This window comes from Candidatus Pelagibacter sp. HIMB1623 (genome assembly GCF_052047695.1).
In the GTDB taxonomy this organism is placed as follows: Bacteria; Pseudomonadota; Alphaproteobacteria; order Pelagibacterales; family Pelagibacteraceae; genus Pelagibacter.
The window spans coordinates 489,724-511,039 of record NZ_JBNAJN010000013.1 but is presented as its reverse complement, the minus strand read 5'-3'; the positions used below and the strand labels follow the sequence as shown (position 1 = coordinate 511,039).

18 protein-coding genes, 2 tRNA genes and 1 other RNA gene are annotated in these 21,316 nt (G+C 26.4%); 2 read left to right on the top strand and 19 right to left on the bottom strand.

Annotated features, from left to right (window positions below; all coding sequences use genetic code 11):
- Positions 1-136 precede the first annotated feature (136 nt).
- The 16 genes from ACTTBN_RS07145 to ACTTBN_RS07070 all read right to left on the bottom strand — a co-directional run bounded on the left by ACTTBN_RS07145 (position 137) and on the right by ACTTBN_RS07070 (position 17,737).
- A complete protein-coding gene (locus ACTTBN_RS07145) occupies positions 137-805 on the bottom strand; it encodes a cell division protein FtsQ/DivIB (protein ID WP_440681718.1) in 669 nt (222 codons plus the stop codon).
- A complete protein-coding gene (locus ACTTBN_RS07140; RefSeq protein WP_440681716.1) occupies positions 786-1,700 on the bottom strand; it encodes a D-alanine--D-alanine ligase in 915 nt (304 codons plus the stop codon). Before ACTTBN_RS07140 ends, ACTTBN_RS07145 begins: the two co-directional genes overlap by 20 nt.
- Position 1,701: 1 nt before the next feature.
- Positions 1,702-2,607, bottom strand: a complete 906-nt coding sequence (gene murB / locus ACTTBN_RS07135; RefSeq protein WP_440681715.1) for a UDP-N-acetylmuramate dehydrogenase — start codon at positions 2,605-2,607, stop codon at positions 1,702-1,704.
- Positions 2,607-4,001 (bottom strand): UDP-N-acetylmuramate--L-alanine ligase, encoded by a 1,395-nt coding sequence (gene murC / locus ACTTBN_RS07130; RefSeq protein ID WP_440681713.1) that lies wholly within the window; start codon positions 3,999-4,001, stop codon positions 2,607-2,609. The genes murB and murC overlap by 1 nt, the downstream gene beginning before the upstream one ends.
- Positions 3,991-5,058 carry a UDP-N-acetylglucosamine--N-acetylmuramyl-(pentapeptide) pyrophosphoryl-undecaprenol N-acetylglucosamine transferase gene (locus ACTTBN_RS07125; protein WP_440681711.1) on the bottom strand — a complete coding sequence of 356 codons (1,068 nt, stop codon included), beginning with the start codon at positions 5,056-5,058 and terminating at the stop codon, positions 3,991-3,993. Before ACTTBN_RS07125 ends, murC begins: the two co-directional genes overlap by 11 nt.
- A 3-nt stretch (positions 5,059-5,061) precedes the next feature.
- Entirely contained in the window at positions 5,062-6,183 is a 1,122-nt protein-coding gene (locus tag ACTTBN_RS07120; RefSeq protein WP_440681710.1) for an FtsW/RodA/SpoVE family cell cycle protein, read from the bottom strand.
- On the bottom strand, positions 6,173-7,456 hold the full coding sequence (murD, locus tag ACTTBN_RS07115; RefSeq protein WP_440681709.1) for a UDP-N-acetylmuramoyl-L-alanine--D-glutamate ligase: 1,284 nt from the start codon (positions 7,454-7,456) through the stop codon (positions 6,173-6,175). The genes ACTTBN_RS07120 and murD overlap by 11 nt, the downstream gene beginning before the upstream one ends.
- Positions 7,456-8,541 (bottom strand): phospho-N-acetylmuramoyl-pentapeptide-transferase, encoded by a 1,086-nt coding sequence (mraY, locus tag ACTTBN_RS07110; protein WP_440681708.1) that lies wholly within the window; start codon positions 8,539-8,541, stop codon positions 7,456-7,458. Before mraY ends, murD begins: the two co-directional genes overlap by 1 nt.
- Entirely contained in the window at positions 8,542-11,385 is a 2,844-nt protein-coding gene (locus tag ACTTBN_RS07105; RefSeq protein ID WP_440681706.1) for a UDP-N-acetylmuramoyl-L-alanyl-D-glutamate--2,6-diaminopimelate ligase, read from the bottom strand.
- 2 nt (positions 11,386-11,387) lie between these two features.
- Positions 11,388-13,076: a peptidoglycan D,D-transpeptidase FtsI family protein gene (locus ACTTBN_RS07100; RefSeq protein WP_440681704.1), complete on the bottom strand. Its 1,689-nt coding sequence runs from the start codon at positions 13,074-13,076 to the stop codon at positions 11,388-11,390.
- Entirely contained in the window at positions 13,073-13,381 is a 309-nt protein-coding gene (locus ACTTBN_RS07095) for a cell division protein FtsL (protein ID WP_440681702.1), read from the bottom strand. Before ACTTBN_RS07095 ends, ACTTBN_RS07100 begins: the two co-directional genes overlap by 4 nt.
- Positions 13,378-14,388 carry a 16S rRNA (cytosine(1402)-N(4))-methyltransferase RsmH gene (rsmH, locus tag ACTTBN_RS07090; protein WP_440681700.1) on the bottom strand — a complete coding sequence of 337 codons (1,011 nt, stop codon included), beginning with the start codon at positions 14,386-14,388 and terminating at the stop codon, positions 13,378-13,380. Before rsmH ends, ACTTBN_RS07095 begins: the two co-directional genes overlap by 4 nt.
- A gap of 18 nt (positions 14,389-14,406) precedes the next feature.
- A complete protein-coding gene (ftsZ, locus tag ACTTBN_RS07085) occupies positions 14,407-15,882 on the bottom strand; it encodes a cell division protein FtsZ (RefSeq protein WP_440681699.1) in 1,476 nt (491 codons plus the stop codon).
- Position 15,883: 1 nt separating this feature from the next.
- A complete protein-coding gene (gene mraZ / locus ACTTBN_RS07080; protein WP_440681697.1) occupies positions 15,884-16,351 on the bottom strand; it encodes a division/cell wall cluster transcriptional repressor MraZ in 468 nt (155 codons plus the stop codon).
- A 257-nt stretch (positions 16,352-16,608) separates the two neighbouring features.
- Positions 16,609-16,965, bottom strand: an RNA gene (gene rnpB, locus ACTTBN_RS07075) — RNase P RNA component class A.
- A 46-nt stretch (positions 16,966-17,011) separates the two neighbouring features.
- The gene (locus ACTTBN_RS07070; protein WP_440681696.1) at positions 17,012-17,737 is read right to left on the bottom strand and encodes an N-acetylmuramoyl-L-alanine amidase; all 726 of its coding nucleotides are present in this window, start codon (positions 17,735-17,737) and stop codon (positions 17,012-17,014) included.
- A 106-nt stretch (positions 17,738-17,843) separates the two neighbouring features.
- Between ACTTBN_RS07070 and ACTTBN_RS07065 the strand changes: the two genes are divergently transcribed.
- Entirely contained in the window at positions 17,844-18,644 is an 801-nt protein-coding gene (locus ACTTBN_RS07065; protein WP_440681694.1) for an MlaA family lipoprotein, read from the top strand.
- Positions 18,645-18,652: 8 nt separating this feature from the next.
- Positions 18,653-19,237, top strand: a complete 585-nt coding sequence (locus ACTTBN_RS07060) for an MlaC/ttg2D family ABC transporter substrate-binding protein (RefSeq protein ID WP_440681693.1) — start codon at positions 18,653-18,655, stop codon at positions 19,235-19,237.
- Between the two features lie 5 nt (positions 19,238-19,242).
- On the opposite strand, the gene ACTTBN_RS07055 is transcribed toward ACTTBN_RS07060, so the two are convergent.
- The 3 genes from ACTTBN_RS07055 to rpoD all read right to left on the bottom strand — a co-directional run bounded on the left by ACTTBN_RS07055 (position 19,243) and on the right by rpoD (position 21,281).
- Positions 19,243-19,319: transfer RNA gene (locus tag ACTTBN_RS07055), tRNA-Ile, on the bottom strand.
- Between the two features lie 59 nt (positions 19,320-19,378).
- A tRNA-Val gene (locus ACTTBN_RS07050) sits at positions 19,379-19,453 on the bottom strand.
- Positions 19,454-19,457: 4 nt separating this feature from the next.
- A complete protein-coding gene (gene rpoD, locus ACTTBN_RS07045; protein WP_440681692.1) occupies positions 19,458-21,281 on the bottom strand; it encodes an RNA polymerase sigma factor RpoD in 1,824 nt (607 codons plus the stop codon).
- Between the last annotated feature and the right edge of the window lie 35 nt (positions 21,282-21,316).

Genomic DNA, 21,316 nt, shown 5'->3' with positions numbered 1-21,316 from the left:
AAATCTAAATCATTAATTTTATTTTCTAAGTCTAACTTTTCATAATATAAAGTTTTCAATTTTTTTTTATCAAATAAATAAATAACAAAATTTTTTTTTGATATTATTAAATAAGTTTGTACTTCTGAAACATCAATCATTTTATAGTTATCTGATTTTTAATTCTTGCATCAATTAATTTAATTTCTTTAAAATTAGTATTATTAAAAAATTCGAATGCTTGATTTAAAGACTCTTTAATATTTTTTTTTGATAGCTTTAGAAGTACCTTGTTATTTAGCTCCACATCCCATCTTTTGGAGGGAAAGAAATATAAATTTTTAATTTGATCATAGGAAAATTTTGATTCATCAATTAATTTTTTAAATTTAAGAAATTCATCAATTTCTGGTTTGCCAAATATGAATGGTAAATTATCATTTTTATAATTATTATTTATTAGTTTTCCATTTGAGCCAACTATATAAATTTTATTATTTACGTTTATCTTTGCCAAAAAGTTTGTATCTTTAATTTGAATTGTAAGATTAGAGGGATATTTTTTAAATACACTATAATTTTCTACTAAAGTGTCTGACTCAATTACTTCAGAAATTTTTGATTTATTTAAAAAAAAAATATTTTTAATTTTTAAATTATTTAAGTTTTTAGTCATGTTTAAAATATTTGAGTTATCCAACCCTACAATAGTAAATTGGACTTTTTTGAAAGAATTAAAACTAATTAAATGATAATTACCTATAGAACTTACTAAAAAAAAAATTAAAAGATAAATTACAATTTTTCTACTTATTCGTTGATGCATCTTTTAAAATCCATTCAATTAATTTTATAAAATTAATTCCTTTATAAGCTGCAATTTCTGGAACTAGAGACAATTTAGTCATTCCAGGCTGAGTATTAATTTCAAGTAAATAAAATTTTCCTCTATAAAATTTAAAATCTGATCTAGTCACACCACGACATCCAATCAACTTGTGAGCTTTAAATGCTATATCCATCAATTCTCTAAATTTTTTATCTGGAAGCTTCACTGGAATTATATGTTCTGTTTTTGCTTTTGAATTATACTTTGCCTGATAATCGTAAAATTTTCTTTTTGGTTTAAGTTCAATCGCTCCTAATTTTTTATTTCCCAAAATTGCAGCTTGAATTTCCCTGCCACCTATAAATTCTTCAATCATTATCTTTTTATATTCTCTAAGTAAATCTAAGTTTTTAATAATATTTTTTTCATTACAAATATAAACATTTACACTCGAACCTTCATTTAAAGGTTTGATAACAATAGGAAATTTTAATTTTTTTTTTATTTTTTTTATTAATTCAAATTTATGTAAATCATAAGAATAAATAAAATATTTAGGTGTCTTAATTTTATATTTAATGAATATTTTTTTTGACAAATCTTTATCCATTGCAATAGATGAAGAAACTGGACCTGAGTGAGTGTATGGAATTTTAAATTTTTCAAGAATCGTTTGAATGTAGCCATCTTCTCCAAACTGACCGTGTAATGCATTGAAAATTATATTAGGTTCAAAGTTTTTAATATTTTTTACCAAATCAATGTTGGGTTCAGAGATTTTAGCTTTATACCCATATCTTTTTAGTTCTTTATAAACTTGTAATCCTGTATCAAGACTTATTAATCTTTCTTTTGAAACCCCTCCAGAAATTATAAGTATTTTTTTTTTCAATTTACTCTAATATTTTTATTTCTTTTTCTAACTTAATACCTGTTTTCTCAAAAACACTATTTGATACATATTCAATTAGTTTTTTCATATCTTCAAATTTTGCATTTCCATTATTTACAAAAAAATTACAATGTTTTTCTGAAATAGATGCATCACCAAATGATTTGTTTATTGGAACTGATTCTTTAATTAATTGCCAAACTTTTTTATCAGTTTGATCTATAGGATTTTTAAAAGTGCTCCCACTTGTTTTTATTCTAGTAGGTTGAGCTTTTTCTTTTTTAACTTTTAAGATTTCCATTTCTTTTTTTATTAAAGTTTTTTCCTTTTTATATCCTTTCAAAGATGCACTTAAAAAAATCAGATCATCTGGTAATCTACTATCTCTATATTTAAAATTAATGTCTTTTGCTGGTATTGTTAATACTTGCCCTGATTTATTTACCGCCTGTATTGATATTAGAATATCTTTAAATTCTCTATTAAAACAACCAGCATTCATTTTAATTCCACCTCCAACTGTTCCTGGAATACAGGATAAAAATTCAAAACCACCTATCTCATTTTCCATCGCAAATTCTGATAAAGATTTATCAGTAACCGCACTACCTGCTATTAAAATTTCTTCAGACAATTTTGAAATATTATTAAAATTTTTTGAGAGTTTTATTACTATTCCATTATATGTTTGATCAGATATTAAAGTATTAGAACCTCCACCCAGGATAAATACTTTTTCTTTATTTTGGATTTTTTTTAAAAATTTTATTAATTCTTTTAAATCATCTGCTTTAAAATAAATTTTTGTTTTTCCACCTATATTGAACCAATTTTTATTTTTTAAGTCATAATCTAATTTTATGTTATTTTTAAATTCCAAAAAAAAATCTTGTTTATCAATACTCATTATAAATATTTTGGTAGCTCTCTCATCCAACTGGAAATAGTTCCTGCACCCATCCCTATTACTATTTTTTTACCGTATATGTTACTTTTAATAAATTTTGCTAATTGAAATCTATCTTCGACAAGAAATAGTTGAACTTTAGAATTTTTTATAATTTGTTTTGCAAAATTAATATAATTAAATCCAAGTCTAATTCTTTCACCAGCCGCATAAATTGGAAACAGAAGAACTTTATCAGCATTCTTAAAAGCAAAAGTAAATTCTTTTTTTAAATCTTTAGTTCTCGATATTCTATGTGGTTGAAAAATGCATATTTTTTCGTAGTCTCGATAAACTTGATTTACACCCCGTAGAACTTCTTTTATTTCAGTAGGATGATGAGCATAATCATCAAAAAAATCCACATTATTGTAAGAAAAAATTTTATTAAATCTTCTTTGAACTCCTGAAAAATTCTTTAAACCTTTTTTTATATTTAAAATAGGCAGACCAACAGTCAAACCTAATGCTAAAGCTGCAACTGAATTTTTAATATTATGAATTCCCAATAAAGGGATTTTAATATTTTTAATAATTCTTTTTTTTTTATTTGGTAGACTTATATTTAAATTAAATTCTGAGTATTCTTTAGTTTGTTTGATATTTTGCACACAAAAATTTGACCTTGAATCTAATCCATAAGTATAAAAATTTTTATTTTTGAGATTTTTTATCATACCTTTGTTGTTCTTATCATCTAAGCAAATGAATGATTTTCCAAATGAAGGAACTTTATTTACAAAATTGATAAAATATTTATTTAAATCTTTCATTGAACGATAGTAATCCATATGTTCCCGATCAATATTTGTAATTATAGAATACGTTGGAGATATATGTATAAAACTTCCATCAGATTCATCAGCCTCTAAAATAGACCAATCACTTTTACCAAGTTTAGCAGAATGATTAATTGAATTAATTACTCCTCCATTTATTATTGTTGGATCTATTTTAGTTTCTTGGAATATTGAAGCGATTAACGATGTGGTTGTTGTTTTACCATGTGAACCAGCTACTACTATGTTTTTAGTTAAAGAAACTATGTTTGCTAACATTTCTCCACGTTTATAAATAGGTAATTGTCTTTTTTTAGCTTCTAATAGCTCTGGGTTATTTTTCTTTATTGCCGAAGATATAACTAAAATTGTAGCTTTATTAATATTTTGTTTTTTGTGACCAATTGAAATTTTAATTTTTTCTTTTTTTAATCTTTCTATATTTTTATTTATTGAAATATCACTTCCTTGAACTTTAAATCCTTTACTCTTCATTATTAAAGATAGACCGCTCATACCTATTCCACCAATACCAACAAAATGTATAAGTTCTGACTTTGCTAATTTAATATTCATTAAAAGTTTCTAATAATTTTTGATTAACACTATTCCAAGTATTTTGATAATTTAATTTTTTTAAATTAATTTTTTTAGCAATAAATTCATTATTTTTTCTACAAATAACTGACAATAATTCCTCAAACTTTTTTTCATCAAAGTTATTTTGATCAAATATCCAACATGCATTTTTACTCTCATAGTATAAAGCATTTTCATACTGATGATTATCTTTTGAATTAGGTAAAGGTATAACTATAAATGGAAGATTTATCAGAGATAGTTCTGCTAAACTTGATGCTCCACCTCTAGTGATACATAAATCAGACTCAATCATGAGGTTATTTAGGTTTTGATCAAATGTGAAAACTTTACTTAATATATTATTTTTTTTATAGAATTGTTTTAATACATCAATATTTTTTTTGTTAGTTTGATGAATAATTTTTAAAGAACAAATTTTAGATATATTAACAAGTGTATTATTAAATAGAGTATCAAATATATTTGCTCCCTGACTACCACCAATAATTAAAATTGTGAATAAATTATTATCTTTTTTATTAAAAAAATTTTCATAATATTTTTTTCTAATTAATGGTTTGGATAAAGTTATTTTGTGCTCGAACTTTTTAGGAAAATTTTTTAAATTTTTTGAATAACAAATTATTTTTTTTGAAAAATTTAAAAAAAATTTATTTGCTCTTCCAAGGACCATGTTTGGTTCAATTGAAAAAATCTTAATGCTTAATAATTTTGCAGCCAAACAAAGTGGTAATGACATATAACCACCTGTGGAAACTAAGATTGATATGTTTTCTTTTTTTAATATTTTGTAAGACTTAAGTGTTAAGATAAAAATTTTTATTATTGAGATAGGAAAAAAATATAAATTACTTAATTTTGGTGTGTTAATAATAATTGTGTTATAATTTTCTTTTTGTAAAAATTTTAATCCTCTTAGATCAGTTGATATTATTATTTCATGACTAGATTTTAAATGATCATGAACTATTACTGCAGGCAAAACATGTCCCCCAGATCCACCCGTTGAAATCAAAACTTTTTTTTTCATAAATTAAGTTAATTTTCTTTTAGTCAAATTAAGAATTATTCCAGCTAGAATAGATGTGCTTATTATTGAGGATCCTCCATAACTTAAAAAAGGTAAAGTCATTCCAGTAGTTGGAAATAATCTTATATTCACTCCAATGTGGATTGTTGCCTGCATCAATATTAAACTAACAGAACCAATTAAGATAAGTTTAATCCTGTCATTTTGCTCAAAACGGATTTTTTTAAACACCATGTGTAAAAATATTAAAAACATTAATATAATTAAAATTATGGCAACTACTCCAAACTCTTCCGAAATTACAGAAATTATATAATCAGTGTGAGCTTCTGGCACTCTATTTTTAAGAGTTCCTTCACCAATTCCTTTTCCAAAAAATCCTCCGCTGGTTATAGATTCGATAGCTTTATCAGATTGGAAATTGTGAGTTCCTACTTCTTGGTTAAAAAACGAGAAGATACGGGCCTTTATATAGCTAAACTTAGGAATATAGATAACTAGGTAAACCATTAGAGTAGCACCAGCTACAAATATACTAGTAAGAAAATAAATATTAATTCCTGAACAAAAAATTAAAACAGCCCAAGAAAAAACAACCAACAAAGTCTGACCAATATCAGGTTGAATTATCAAAAGTAAAGAAATTGTCACAATTAAAATTGTTGTAATTGTATATTTTAATAAAATATTTGCTTTTTCATTACATAAAATAATTACTAAAGTAATAATTAAGAAAGGTTTCAAAACTTCTACCGGCTGAAATCGTGGAAGAAAGAAAAGATCGATCCACCTTCTTGAGCCTTTTACTTCAATTCCAACTAAAGGTACTAAAAATAGACATATTAATGAAATAATGAATAAAATTATTGAATATTTATACAATTTATCCTTATTTAACGAAGAAAAAATAAAAATAAGAAAAATTCCAATCAAAACATAAATGAAATGTTTAAAAAAAAAGAAATAACTATTGGTATTCAATTTATCTGAAGCAATTAAAGAAGTAGAAACTAAAGAAAAAAATAAACCAATTGCAAATAGTAAGCTGATTAATGTGAATAAAGATTTATCAATATTTTTCCACCAACTGTAATAAAAATTATAAATTAAATTTTTATTTTGCATTAATAAACCTCTTAACTAAATTATTAAAATACCTTCCCCTGTCTTCAAAATTTTTAAAATTATCAAACGATGCACCTGCAGGACTAAAAAAAATTATATTTTTTGTAATTTCTTGATCTTTTATCTCTAAGAAAATTGCACGTAAGGTTTCATTTAAAGTTTTATATTTTTTAACTTTTAATTTATTTCTCAAAACTTTACTAAACTTATTTCGATATGAACCAAAAATGAACGCTTTGATATTTTTACATTTTATTTTAGATAATTTAAACTTATCATTTTTTTTTGGTATTCCTCCCAAAATCCAATAAACATCATTCAAATTATTTAATATATTTTCTGAAGAAGCGAAGCTAGTTGATTTGGAGTCGTTTATTATTGTTAAATTTTTTTTATCAAAAACAATTTGTTGTCTATAATTAAGACCTTTAAAATTATTAATTGTTTGGATTAATCTGTTTTTAGATAGTTTCAATTTAGGTGCAATTTCAAAAATAAATGAGAGATTTTCTCTATTACCGTCGGAAGCAAAGTATTTATTGCTAATCTTATCAATTATGTTTTTCAAATTTGAGATATCAACTTTATAAATTTTTGACTTAAATTTATTTTTTTTAATTTTTTTTGAAATTAATGAATCATTTTTTTTAACATACGCAAAATTTCCCTTAACTTGAGACTCGATTAATTTAAATTTTGCATTAACGTAATTTTTTAGGTTCTTATGTCTTTCAATGTGATCTGCTGAAATATTTAGAATTAAGCTATATTTTGATCTAAAAATCTTCGAATAATCTAGCTGATACGACGAGGCTTCAATCACAAAAATCGTTTTTTTTGTTATTTTTTTCTCTGCAAGTGCTGGATTTCCTATGTTCCCAATCAATCGAGCATCTTTTTTTTGATCAACCAAAGCATCATGTAGTATTTTTGCTGTGGTTGATTTTCCGTTAGTACCTGTGATTGTTATGCTCAAATTATCATAAAAAGAGTACAAAACATCAAGATCTGTATAAATTTTTTGTAAATTTTTTTTCAAGAACATCGATAATTTACATTTTGAAATATCTATTCCTGGACTAATAATAATTACATCAAAACTTATTTTTGAAATTTTACTTAAACTAACTAATTTTTTATTTATTTTTGAATTGTCATCAAAAAGATAAACATCTGCTTTTTTTTTTAAAAATTTATATGAAGATATTCCACTTTTGCCTAATCCATATATTAATATTTTTTTTCTTAAAAAAATATTTTTTTTATTTTTCATTATCTTAATTTTAACGTTGCAAGTCCTATCATTGCTAAAATTATTGAGATAATCCAAAATCTAATAACTACGGTAGATTCATGCCAACCTTTTTTCTCAAAATGATGGTGTATGGGTGCCATTCTAAAAATTCTTTTTCCTGTAAGTTTAAATGAAATTACCTGAACCATTACGGAGACTGCTTCTAAAACGAAAAGACCTCCCGTTATTGCTAAAACAATCTCATGTTTTGTTATAATACCTACCGCTCCTAAAGAGCCACCTAAAGACAAAGAACCTGTATCTCCCATAAAAATTTTAGCTGGAGGAGCATTAAACCATAAAAATCCTAAGCAAGCTCCAATTATCGCACCACAAAAAATTGCAACTTCACCTGTTCCTTCAATGTAAGGAATTTGTAAATAGTTTGAAAAAACAATATTTCCAGTTACATAGCTTATGAATGCAAAACAAGCTGCCACCAATATAACTGGTACTGTTGCTAAACCGTCTAGACCATCTGTAAGATTTACAGCATTAGAAGAACCTATTATTACAAATACAGCAAAAGGTATAAAAAACCATCCAAGATTAATTATTAAATTTTTAAAAAAAGGAAAATATAAATTATTTAAATCTTGATAATCATTCAAATAGACAAACAAACTTACTCCTAATAACGATAATATAATCTGTACGATTATTTTAAACTTTGATGAAATACCAGAGGAATTGCTTTGCTTAATTTTTTTATAATCGTCAAATGCACCGAGTAATCCAAATGAAATAGCAATGTATAAACAAAATAAAATATTATTATTTGATAAATCTGCCCATAAAATAACTGAAATTATAAGACCAAGTAAAATAATAATTCCACCCATTGTTGGAGTTCCAATTTTTTTAACTATGTGATCTTCAGGTCCATCATCTCTAATTGGATTAAAAATTTTTTGATTTGAAAAAAATTTTATAAAAGGACCTCCAATAAACAAAACTATTACTAATGAAGTAAAAAAGGATAAACCAGTTCTGAAAGTTAAATATTTAAAGACGTTTAAAAAGCCAAAATTATCAACAAAATTTAATAGAAACTGGTATAGCATTTAATTTAAACCTTTTATTTCATTAACTATCTTATTGAAACCTGTCGCAAGTGAGGCTTTAATCATTAGATAATCGTTGTTTTTAATATCATTTCTAATCAAATCATCTATTTGAGAATTATTAATTAATATTTTACCTTTTTTACTATTCGATATTTTTTTATATATCAAAGCAGCTAGTTTTCCTTTAACAAAAACTTTATCAATTTTAGTTTGATTTATTAATGGAGCAATAGACTCATGAAGTTTTTTAGAATAACTACCAAGCTCCAACATATCTCCAATCAATAAATATTTTTTAGACTTATTTGATTTTATTTTATCAAAATTTTTAATAGCAGAACTTAATGATAGTGGATTTGAGTTATAACTTTGATCAATTAAATTTATTTTTTTATTATTTATTTTTATTGTTGAATGGTCCCCTCTTCCATCAGGAATTTTAAAATTCAAAAAAATATTTTTATTTAAATTAAATATATTTAAATTCACACTAATAACTGCTAATGCAGATAGAATATTGTAAATATTGTTTTGATAGTCATTAGATATTATAAAATATTTAATCTTATTCATAAATTTAATTTTAATTTTAAAATTTTTTCCAAACGATTTAATATCTTTTAACTTAATATCCGCTCTATTACTTTTTATACCAAATGAAATTAATTTTAGATTTTTCTTTTGAGAAATTTGTTTATGAAGTTTAAAAAATTTATCATCTGCATTTAAGATGATAGAACCATTTGATTTGATATTATTTATAATTTCTGATTTTGCTAAGGCAATCTGTTTAATATTTTTAAAATTTTTTGCATGGGCATAATTTATATTTGTAATAACTCCAATATTTGGCTCAATTATTTTTGTTAGATAATCAATCTCACCCTTTTTATCCATTCCCACTTCTAAAACTCCATATTGATCATTTTCTTTAATATTAAGAAGACTTAAAGGAACTCCAAATTTATTGTTATAAGACTTTGGTGATATACTTGTAATTGAAATTTTTCCTAACACACTTCCCAATAATTCTTTGAGTGTAGTCTTCCCGCAACTACCTGTAATAGCTATAATGTTAGTGCTTATATTTTTTCTGTATACTTTTGAAACATTTGTTAAAAATTTTAAGGTGTTTTTAACTTTTATCTGCCTTTTAATATCAAGATTATTTTGAATTTTGTTTACAATTGCGAATGATGCTTTTTTCTTAAATGATTGTGAAACAAATTTATTTCCATCATTTACTTTTCCTTTGATAGCAAAAAATACATCATTTTTGCTTACTTCATTAGAATTAATACTCGCATTATTTATAGAAATAAACTTTGATAATTTTTGAGTTTTGGAAAGTTCTTTAATTATATTTATCTTTAATTGATCAGATAAATTTTTATTTTTTTTATTGATTTCTTTAAGAATTTTTATTCTATCAGAAAATTTGATTTTCTTTTTACCAATTTCCTGTGTGTTTTCGTGCCCTTTTCCTGCAACTAATAAAACATCTCCACTTTTTAAATTTTTAATGGCCTCAGATATTGCCATTGCTCTATTAGAAATTTCTGTAATTTTCTTAGCATTGATGCCCTTTTTAATATCATTTCTTATATTTACTGGGTTTTCGTAACGAGGGTTATCATCAGTTAGATAGATATTATCTGCATAAATACTTGCTATTTTACCCATTTTCATTCTTTTATTTTGGTCTCTATTCCCCCCACAACCAAATAAAAGGTTTAACTTTTTATCAGGAAATTGCTCCTTAATATTTAAAAGACAAACTTTTAAAGCATCAGGCGTATGTGCATAATCAAGAATAACAATTGAATTATTTTTAATTTTTCCAATTTTTTCTAATCTACCTTCAACTGGTTTTAATTTTGGTAAGACTTTTAAAATATTTTCAAAATTTAAATTACTTTTTTTTGATGCCATTGCAGCCATCAAAATATTCTTTATTTGAATTTTACCTATTAAATTTAAATTAATTTCCTTAATTAAATTTTTATGTTTAAATTTGATTATTTGATTTTCATTATCATATCTATGAGATAATATTTCAAAATTACTTTTCTTTTCATTTATTGCTGATAATTTTAATTTTTTCTTTAAAGAGATTTTCTTGATTGCTTTATATTGAGGTATATTTTTATCTGTAATTATATTTCCTTTTTTTTCTATTAAATTCTCAAATAAATAAAGTTTTGCTTTTAAATAATTTTTTAAATTTTTGTGATAATCAAGATGATCTTGTGATAAATTTGTAAAAATTCCAGATTTAAAATTTAATCCATCTAATCTATTTTGTGTTAGTCCATGACTGGAAGCTTCCATGATAACATTTTCAACTTTTTCTTTTTTTAATTTTTGCAAGATCTGGCCTAATTTAATTGGATCAATTGTTGTATTAAATAAATTTAAATTAATATTTTTTGATTTAACTCCTAATGTTCCAATTGAAGCTACTTTTTTTTTATTTAATTTCATTATTTGAAGATAAAATTCAGCAACTGAAGATTTTCCATTGGTTCCTGTAACAGCTACTAAATTTTTTGGTATTTTGTTGTAAATTTTAAATGAGACTTCTGCTAATAATTTTCTTATATTTTTTGTTCTTATAAAGAAAATTCCTTTACGAAAATCTTTTATTTTTTGTTCTGTTACAATTATTTTAGAACCCTTTTCTATAGCTTCAGAAATGAATTTGTTTCCATCTATATTGTTTCCCTTAATTGCAAAGAAAATATTATTTTTTTTTAATGATCTAGTATCAAAAGAGATACCTGAAAAAAATAGTTTTTTATTATTTTTGTGGATACCATCAAAATAATTTCCAAGTAACATTACTAATTAACCTGTATATATTTTGTGGCTAAAATAGGCCCAATCTTATCTATAATTTTACCTACAACTTCCACTGATGTCCAGCCAGCACTATTTTTTAAAGTTCCTCTCCATCCTCCATCTCTATGTCTGTATTTGTAATAATAGTCTTTTGATTTTTGAGGATCATCGAACATAACAATAAATACAAATTTAGGTTTTGAAGTTGGAAATACTGATGCAAAAGTATTCACTTTTCCATTAGAATATTTCCCATTTAAAACTTTATCTGCTGTACCTGTTTTTCCACCAATTTCATAATTTGGTACATTAGCAAATTTAGCTGTACCCTCATCTGTATTAACAATTTTTCTAAGTGTTGTTACTACTTGATCTGAAACTTCTTTTCTAATTAATCTTTTTCTTTTTATCGATGTATCTTTTCTGCTGATTAAAGTTGGTGAAATTTCAAAACCACCATTAGATAAAATTGAATATCCTTTAGCCAATTGAAGAATTGTTGTTGCTATCCCATGGCCATAAGATGCCGTAGCTAATTTACATTTTTTAAATTCGTAACTATTTTGTGAAGCTACTTCTTCTATGTCAAAATTAATGTTTTTTAAAACTCCTACTTTTTCTAAAAAATCCTTAAATTTTTCTGGCCCAATTTTTTGTGCAATTCTAACTGAACCTATATTTCCTGACCTAACTATAATTTGTTCTGCAGTTAAATTTGGAGGAATATCGTCATCGTATTCACCTATCCTAAATTTGTCACAACGTATAGATTTTGGTAAATCTAAAAATTCAGTGTCTGGTTCAATTAAATTTTCATTTAACGCATTGGCATAAGTAAATATTTTAAATACTGATCCCAATTCATAAGTACCTTTAGTAACTCTATTTATATAATTTACATCTTTTATATTTTTTCTTTCATTTGGATTAAAATCAGGCAATGAAACTAACGAGAGTATATTGCCATTATTAACATCCATTAAAATTGCTGCACTTCCTTTGCTTTTAAAAATTTCCTGATATTTTAACAATTCCTTTCTAATTAAAAATTGAATGTCTGTATCAACAGTTAATTTAATTGGATCTCTAGATGTTCTAAGATTTTCATTTAACGATTTTTCTAGTCCAGAAATACCATTGTTGTCATTATCTATTTGTCCTAAAATATGACTAAAAAGATTTTTTTGTGGATACATTCTCAGCACTTTTTCTTCAGGGATAAGAGATTTATCTCCCAACTTCATAAGTTGCTCATATTTTTCCTCTGAAATTTTTTTCTCTAAATAAAAAAACTTTTTGTTTTCTATTTTTTTTTCAATTTCATTAAAATCTTTATCTGGGAAAATAATTTTTAGGCTTAAAAGTAATTTTTCTTTATTAATTATATCTGAAGTTTTGAGACCAACATCAATAGATTTAACCGTTTTTGCTAAATAATTTCCATTAATATCTAAAATATCTGCCCTATAAAGATCGTCACTGAAAGGAAGTGTGTTGTTTGTATTTTCAAACTTTGCCTGTCGAGACCCTAAATGAATTAAATGTATTGTGTATATTAAATAAATAACAAAAAAGATAAAAAAAACAAAAGCAACTCGATTAAATTGAATATTTAATCCAGTATTGCTTTTTTTATAAACAAAATCATTTTTGTGATCTTCAATTGTTAATCTTTCTTTAAAATTACTCATTTTTCTTTAGTTATTTTATAATCCTCTAATTTATTTACATTTTCTGAAATATTATAAATTTTAATATCTTCTATTTTTTTTTGAACTAATTGATCTTCAAAATATAAAGATTGGTATTCCAATAATTTTTCAGCAGAGCTTAGATAATCATGCTCCAACTGAATGTTTTCTAAATCTGACTTTAAAAGTCTTATACTTTCTTTATAGGCAAATATTTTATCTTCAATTTTTTTTGTAGTATTTTTGATGATTGCTGTAGTTAAAACTAAAATTATAATCGTAAATACTAGAAATAATTTTTTCAAAGTTTATCTCCAAACTTTTCAATTTCTAAAAAATTTTTAAATTTTTCCTCTATATCTGTATCAAAATTAAAGAAATCACTTTTCTTAATTGCATATCTTAGTTTTGCAGACCTCGAAGGAGGATTTTCTTTTATCTCAAGATCAGATGGAACAATTGGTTTTTTTTGACTTAAATAAAAAAGAGTTTCCTTTTGATCTATAATAGGTGAATACCTCGAAATACTTTTATTTTGAGAAAGGTTTTTTAAAAAATATTTTACAATTTTATCTTCTAAAGAGTGAAATGTAACAACAGCTAAAACACCTCCCTTTTTTAATACTTTTGTAGCATTTATTAGTCCATAAATTAATTCACTTATTTCTTTATTTACAAAAATTCTAAGAGCTTGAAAAACTTTAGTTGAATTGTGAACTTTAAAATTTTTTCTTATTTTTGATTTATCAACAATTTTAATTAAACTCTGTGTATCAATTTTTTTATTTAATCTTTCTTTAACAATATTTTTAGAAATATATTTGGCATCTTTTTCATCTCCAAAGTATTTAAAAATTTTCTCCAACTCTTTTGCATCAAGCTTATTGACAGCATCATCTGCGGAATAGTTATTTAAACCCAATTGCATATTTAAATCTGTCATTGAGTTGAAAGATAATCCTTTTTTTGGATCTTTCATTTGTGTTAATGAGTATCCAAGATCAAAAATAACACCTTTGATATTTTCGTTTTTAATTTTTAAATTAGTTAATTGACTGAATTTTAAATTTTTGAAAATAAATCTATCTTGAAAATCATCTAAAATTGAATTTGCAATTTTTTGACTTTCAATATCCCTATCAAGTCCTATTACCTTTGTATTTTCAAACTCTAGTATTTTTTTTGAATAGCCACCTTGACCAAAGGTACAATCAATAAATGTGCCACCATGTTGAGGGGTGATAACGCTAATAATTTCTTTTAGCAGTACTGGATAATGCTTTTGTACATCCGGTACTATGGTGGCTTCCATTTATTTCTTTGAAGACCATTAATTTTTTTGTCTTCTTAAAAATGCGGGTATCTCAAGATCGTCCTCTTCCTCTTGATCACTTGATGAAAGCAAATCCTCAGGAGAAGAATTCTCATTATCTGAGCTAAATAAATCTGGTGAATCTGATTCAACACCAAATTCTTTCAAATCATTTGAAGCTTCTTCTTGAGTATTTTCAGTTTCATTATTTTCTTCAAATGTTTCTATGGCTTCTTGTGTAAAAGATTTTTCCTTTTCATTTACTGTAGTATCTTCGACAACGCTCTCTGTTTGAACTTCGTTTTCTGAAGAAACTTGCTCACTAATCATATTATTTTCCACATTCATTTGCTCTTGTTCTTGAATCATTTCATTTTCAATTTTTAGAGCATTTGCACCATGCGAGATTGGGCTTGATGTATTAGAAAAATTAAAAGCTGGAGATCCCATGTTTGAAAAATCAGAGTAACCAGGATTTCGATTTTGAATACGATGAACCATGTTTACTACCGATTTTGACTCAGGCTGCTGTCCATCTAACGAGGTTGCAACAATTGAAACTCTCATTTTGCCATCTAAATCTGCATCTGTGATAGCTCCAATAATTAGCTCTGCTTCTGGATCTACTTCTGCTCTTACTTTATTTACCGCTTCATCTACTTCAAAAAGTTTTAAATCTTTGCCACCAGTTATATTTACCAATAATCCTTTAGCTCCCTTCAAAGTATAGTCATCAATTAATGGGTTGCTAACTGCCATCTCCGCAGCTTTAAGTGCTCTTCCTTCGCCCTCAGCCTCTCCTGTTCCCATCATCGCTTTACCCATTGAAGCCATTACAGTCTCAACATCAGCAAAGTCTAAATTAATTAAACCAGGTCTTACCATTAAATCAGTAATACTCTGAACACCATGCATTAAAACATTATTAGAAAGATTGAATGACTCCTCAAATGTAGTTTGTTCATTAGCAATTTTAAATAAGTTTTGATTTGGAATAACAATTATAGTGTCAACATGTTTTCTTAATTCTTCTAATCCTTGTTGTGCTCTTCTCATTCTAGAGGGGCCTTCATATAAAAAAGGAAGAGTCACAACGCCTACAGTTAAAATATTTAATTCTTTAGCAGCTCTTGCAATCACATGTGCAGCACCAGTACCTGTTCCACCACCCATACCAGCTGCGATAAAAACCATGTTTGCACCTTGTAAAGTATTTACTATTTCGTTTAAAGATTCGTCAGCTGCAGCTTGACCTATATCTAATTTTGCACCTGCACCTAAACCTTTTGTTAAATTTAAACCAATTTGAATTCTTGTTTTTGCTTTACTTAACTTTAAATCTTGAGCATCTGTATTTACTGCAATAAATTCTACACCCTGAAGTTTGTTATCAATCATTTCATTTATTGCATTACCTCCAGCTCCTCCAACTCCTAATACTAAAAGTCGTGGCTGAAGTTCTTTTATCTCTGGTGCTTTAAAGTTAATTGTCATCTTATTTCCCCTCGTTGTTGTTTAAATGTTTTTCCCATTTAAGACTTGCTCGATTTAAATTGGCTTTTTTTCTTGCAGTTATCTTAAATTTTTCAAATGCTGTTGGTTCCCATATTTGAAACGTTTGACCTTGACCAACAAACAACATGCTATTTTTTATTTTTGCATGTTTTAATAATTTTGATGAAAGTGAAATTCTACCTTCACTATCAAATTGTAAATTAATACTTTCTGCTAATATTGATGTTGCAAAATAATCCCTTTTTTCTTCAAAAGGGTTTAAAGAATCTATCGCAGATGAAATTTTTTCAATTCTATCCTGAGAACATGCTTCTATAGATAAATTATTGAAAGATGGATAACAAATAACACCATTGTAACCTAAATTTGATAAATGAGACCTGAAACTAGCAGGCACAGATACTCTTCCTTTTTTGTCCAGCTTGTTCTCGAAGGTAGATAAAAACATACAATTTTAAATTTCTAAATTCCATAAATGGGAATATATGGGAATATATGGGTATTTAAATTGATAGTCAAATATTGATTCTAAGCTTTTTTCAATTCAATTTTTAAGTGAAATTTGACAGTATTCTTGCATAAAGACTAGCTCATGATGTTTTATTTATTCGCCTAAATAATTAGAAACAGTTTTGTGCACTATTAAAATTTACAATTTTAAATGAAACAATATTTCGTTTATTGCTATATTTTAATTATTCTTGGAGCGCCAGATAAACTATAAGCCGGGTTCTGTCATTTAAACCTATCATTTGTCTAGGCTTAAGATCACTCTTAAGCTCAAGCAACTAACCCTGATGACTAGCCAAGGACGGCTTTTAGTTTTGTAACAATGTCATCTCTACTTAGTCTTGCTCCCAGTGGGGTTTTCCAGCGTTCATTGTTACCAATAGAACCGGTGTGCTCTTACCACACCTTTTCACCCTTGCCATGTTATGGCGGTATATTTTCTGTGGCACTATCCCTAGGGTCTCCCCCGCCAGGAATTACCTGGCACTGTGTCCTTGTGGAGCCCGGACTTTCCTCTTTAAAAAATTTTAAAGCGATAAGTCATTTATCTGGCAAACTAAACATATTACTAAACTTAAAAATTACAAGAAAATTAAATCTATTTTTTTAAAAGGTTTTCGCTAATAATTAAACATTCCTTATCAATAATACCATTAATTAATTCTTGCCTAAATCTTCTTTGAAAAGCTTTGATTAAAAATTTTTTATATTTTGTTTTTTCAAGTTTTTTGTTTACTGGATAACCAATCTTGTAAAGATTAGATATAAATTTTTTTTTATCAATATAATTGGTTTTATTATTTCTTTCCTTAGCAAGTATTTTTGAATTTAAATTATGCCAAATTCCAATTTTTTTTTTTGATAATAATTTCCAGGGAAATTTTTCACCTGGGTCTCGTTTTCTATCAGGCGCAATATCAGAATGACCTAAAATGAAATTAGATTTAATTTTAAATTTTTTAATAAGATAATTAGATAATTTTACTAATGATATTATTTGTTTTTTTGAAAAATTTTTATAATTATGTTTATGACCAGGATTACTAATTTCAATTCCAAGTGAATTTTTATTTAAGTTTTTATAATTTGACCACCCAGATATTCCTGCATGCCAAGAAATATATGGCTCAGGAACCAATTTAACTACATCTCCATTAAATTTAATTAGATAGTGGCAACTTACTTTAGATTTTATATTGGTTAATTTCTCAATTGCTTTTTTTTCTATCTTCATTCCAGTATAGTGAAAAATGATAAATTTAATTTGATTTAACTTTCTTTTATTGGGATCAAAATTTGGAGAATAATTTAAGTTTATTTTCATATTCATGTAGGTTCAAATTTAGGCTAGTTATAAACACTTTGTGGACATTTTTTCAAATTAAATGCTATCTTACTTATTTAAATTATATGTTATACAATTCAAAATAATGAAAAAAATTTTAATAGTACTATTTTCAATTTTTCTTCTATCTTTAAATGCAAATGCTGGTTCTGATGGAGAATTGGTATTAAAAGAAAAAGAAAGTGAAACAAAAAAGATTAAAGACTGCTTTGAACCACTTAATAGAGCAACATTTTCTTTCAACCAAGGTTTAGATAGAGTAATCATAAAACCTATTGCAAAAGGGTATAGGAAATTGCCTGATCCAATTCAAAAAGGAACAAGCAATGCTGTAAAAAATATATCCACTTTAGTGACTATACCAAATAATATTTTACAAGGTGATGTAAAAACAGCAATTATAAATACTGGACGATTAGCATTAAATACAACTATTGGATTATTAGGCACAGTGGACGTTGCAAATAAAATGGGTTTTCCTAAATATGTAAAAGAGGATTATGGACAAACGTTAGGCAAATGGGGCTTTGGTCCAGGTTGTTATTTGGTTTTACCTGTCCTTGGACCTTCAACAATTAGAGATACGTCTGGATCGTTTGTTAATATTTTAGGTGGAGACCCTTGGTACAACGCATCTGTTCATGGTAACAATGAGTTTTTAAGTGAAGGACTTTATATAACGTCAAGAGCTGTTGAAGGCATTGATTTTAGGGCAAACAATATCGAGTCTTTTGACAATCTTGAAAAAAATTCAATAGATTTTTATGCATCTGTTAGAAGTTTATATTTACAAGATAGAGAAAATAAAATTAATAATAATCAAAGAGGAAATATAGACGTCATATACAAAGACGAAGAGGACTGGGAAGAAATAGAAAACAAATAGTCATTAAAATGAAAAAAATTCTTTTTATATTATTTTTATTTAATTTTAATCTTGGAAATGCATTTTCAATGGCTGCAGATGTTTTTGTTCAGTCTACTGTAAACAGAGCATCCAATATACTCTCAAAAAATATTTCTAAAGAAAAAAAAATAGAAGAATTAAAAGCTATAGCTAAAGAAACTGTTGATATTGAAGGGGTGGGTTTTTATTCATTAGGTTCTGCAAGAAAAAATTTAGATGATAATCAAAAGAAAAAGTATTTAGATTTATTTGAAGGATATTTTTTGAAAAGTTTTTCAAGTAGACTTTCAGAATATACTAATCCTGAAATCGAAGTAAAAGATAAAGAAGTTTTAAATAAGAATTATACAATTGTTAATAGTATATTAGTTGCTACCTCTGAAAGGCCTGAAATAAAAATTGATTGGAGAGTTTATACAAAAAATCCCGAGAACCCTCTCATTAGAGATTTAATTATTGAAGGACTTAGTTTGGCAAGAACTCAAAAAGAAGAGTTCGCGTCAATTTTAAATTCAAATGATGGTGATATAAATTCTTTATATCTTGCTTTAGAAAAGTTTTCACAGAACTAAATTTTTGGTGGGCCCGCCAGGACTCGAACCTGGGACCAATACATTATGAGTGTACTGCTCTAACCAACTGAGCTACAGGCCCAAAACTCATAATTAGTTATATCATTTTTTTAAAGTTATCAATTAAAGATAATTCAATAATGGTGGGCCGTGTTGGTTACGCTCCAACTACCCCTGCAATGTCAATGCAGTACTCTACTATTGAGCTAACGGCCCAGTATTAACTTTCTAAGAAACTTTTTAGCTGTTTTGAACGACTTGGATGTTTTAATTTTCTAAGTGCTTTAGCTTCAATCTGTCGAATTCTCTCTCGAGTAACTGAAAACTGTAAACCAACTTCTTCAAGTGTGTGATCTGTGTTCATTCCAACACCAAATCTCATCCTCAAAACCCTTTCTTCTCTTGGTGTTAATGTTGATAGAATTTTTGTAGTTGCTTCTCCAAGATTTGACTTAATTGCCTGCTCTAATGGTGCCAATGCTTTAGTGTCTTCAATAAAATCACCCAAACTACTGTCCTCTTCATCTCCAACCGGTTTTTCTAATGAAACAGGTTCTTTTGAGATTTTTAGTACTTTTCTAACTTTATCTAAGGGCATTCTTAATTTTTGAGCTAATTCTTCTGGAGTAGCTTCTCTACCAAACTCACTAAGTATCAATCTTTGAGTTCTAACTATTTTATTAATTGTTTCAATCATGTGCACTGGAATACGAATGGTTCTTGCTTGGTCAGCAATTGATCTGGTGATTGCTTGTCTTATCCACCAAGTTGCATATGTTGAAAATTTATAACCTCTACGATATTCAAATTTATCAACTGCTTTCATCAATCCTATATTTCCTTCTTGAATTAAATCTAAAAACTGAAGACCTCTGTTTGTATATTTTTTAGCAATTGAAATAACTAATCTTAAATTAGCTTCAACCATTTCTTTTTTTGCTATTCGTGACTCTTTTTCACCTTTTTGAACTCTGCTTACAAGTTTTTTAAAATCAGTTACTGATATTCCAAGTTTATGACTAATTTCTATGAGTCTTTCTCTTATATTTTTGAATTCTTCTTTATTTTTTGTAAAGAATTGTTTCCAAACATTATTAGTATCTAAAAACTTTTTAAGATTTGGATTAATTTCATTACCAACATAAAATTTAATAAACTCATTTCTTGGGATTTGGTGATCCATTGCAAGTCGAAGAAGATTTCCTTCTAAGGATATAATTTTTTTGTTTTCTGCGTAATGTTTCTGTACCAATTCTTCTAGCACTGATGGAGATAACTGTAATGATTTTATATTTTCCAAAATATCATTAACAATTTTTTGATATCCTTTTTCTTTTGCTGGGGAAAAATTACTTGAATTTAAAACACATTCTAATTTTTCATTTTGATATTTAATTAGTTTTGTATATTCTTTTGTCAAAGTATTAACTGTTTTTAAAACTTTAGGTTTAATCTCTGTTTCCATGGCTGCAAGAGTCGGATTAAAATCATCTTCATCATCCGAGGATCCCTCGTCCTTATCTGTTTCTCCTGCATTTTTTTGTTTTGCACTTGGGCCTGTAGTTTCATCTTCCATATAGTTAGTATCGATATCAATAATTTCTCTAACTAATATTTCATCTTTTTGTAATTTTTCGTTCCATTCAAAAAACTGCTGAGCAGTAATTGGACTTTGTGAAAGTGCAATTAACATTACATCTTTCCCAGCTTCTATTCTTTTTGCAATTGCAATTTCACCTTCACGAGATAAGAGTTCTACCCCACCCATTTCTCTTAAATACATTCTTATAGGATCATCACTCTTCTCAATTGTTTTGCCTTCTTCTTTATTTAAATTTTCTTTTTTTCTTAGTACTTTAAAATCTGATTTTTTTTCAACTAAAGTAATATTTTCATCTAAAATATGAATAAATGCTTGAGCTAGATTTTCATCAGATAAATTCCTCTTTCCTAAAGATTTACTTAGTTCCTCATAAGTTATGAAACCTCTATGGGTTCCACGACCCATTAATCTAGCAAATGATTTTGTTATAATTCTTTCCACAGCAATTTAAGTTTGGAAGTCTTATATAATGTCAA

Coding starts and splice junctions, on each gene's coding strand:
- ftsZ (WP_440681699.1), bottom strand. CDS start 15,882: ATGACAATTAACTTTAAAGCACCAGAGATAAAAGAACTTCAGCCACGA.
- mraY (WP_440681708.1), bottom strand. CDS start 8,541: ATGCTATACCAGTTTCTATTAAATTTTGTTGATAATTTTGGCTTTTTA.
- ACTTBN_RS07065 (WP_440681694.1), top strand. CDS start 17,844: ATGAAAAAAATTTTAATAGTACTATTTTCAATTTTTCTTCTATCTTTA.
- ACTTBN_RS07125 (WP_440681711.1), bottom strand. CDS start 5,058: ATGAAAAAAAAAGTTTTGATTTCAACGGGTGGATCTGGGGGACATGTT.
- ACTTBN_RS07145 (WP_440681718.1), bottom strand. CDS start 805: ATGCATCAACGAATAAGTAGAAAAATTGTAATTTATCTTTTAATTTTT.
- murB (WP_440681715.1), bottom strand. CDS start 2,607: ATGAGTATTGATAAACAAGATTTTTTTTTGGAATTTAAAAATAACATA.
- murC (WP_440681713.1), bottom strand. CDS start 4,001: ATGAATATTAAATTAGCAAAGTCAGAACTTATACATTTTGTTGGTATT.
- ACTTBN_RS07100 (WP_440681704.1), bottom strand. CDS start 13,076: ATGAGTAATTTTAAAGAAAGATTAACAATTGAAGATCACAAAAATGAT.
- mraZ (WP_440681697.1), bottom strand. CDS start 16,351: ATGTTTTTATCTACCTTCGAGAACAAGCTGGACAAAAAAGGAAGAGTA.
- ACTTBN_RS07060 (WP_440681693.1), top strand. CDS start 18,653: ATGAAAAAAATTCTTTTTATATTATTTTTATTTAATTTTAATCTTGGA.
- murD (WP_440681709.1), bottom strand. CDS start 7,456: ATGAAAAATAAAAAAAATATTTTTTTAAGAAAAAAAATATTAATATAT.
- ACTTBN_RS07120 (WP_440681710.1), bottom strand. CDS start 6,183: ATGCAAAATAAAAATTTAATTTATAATTTTTATTACAGTTGGTGGAAA.
- ACTTBN_RS07070 (WP_440681696.1), bottom strand. CDS start 17,737: ATGAAAATAAACTTAAATTATTCTCCAAATTTTGATCCCAATAAAAGA.
- rsmH (WP_440681700.1), bottom strand. CDS start 14,388: ATGGAAGCCACCATAGTACCGGATGTACAAAAGCATTATCCAGTACTG.
- ACTTBN_RS07105 (WP_440681706.1), bottom strand. CDS start 11,385: ATGTTACTTGGAAATTATTTTGATGGTATCCACAAAAATAATAAAAAA.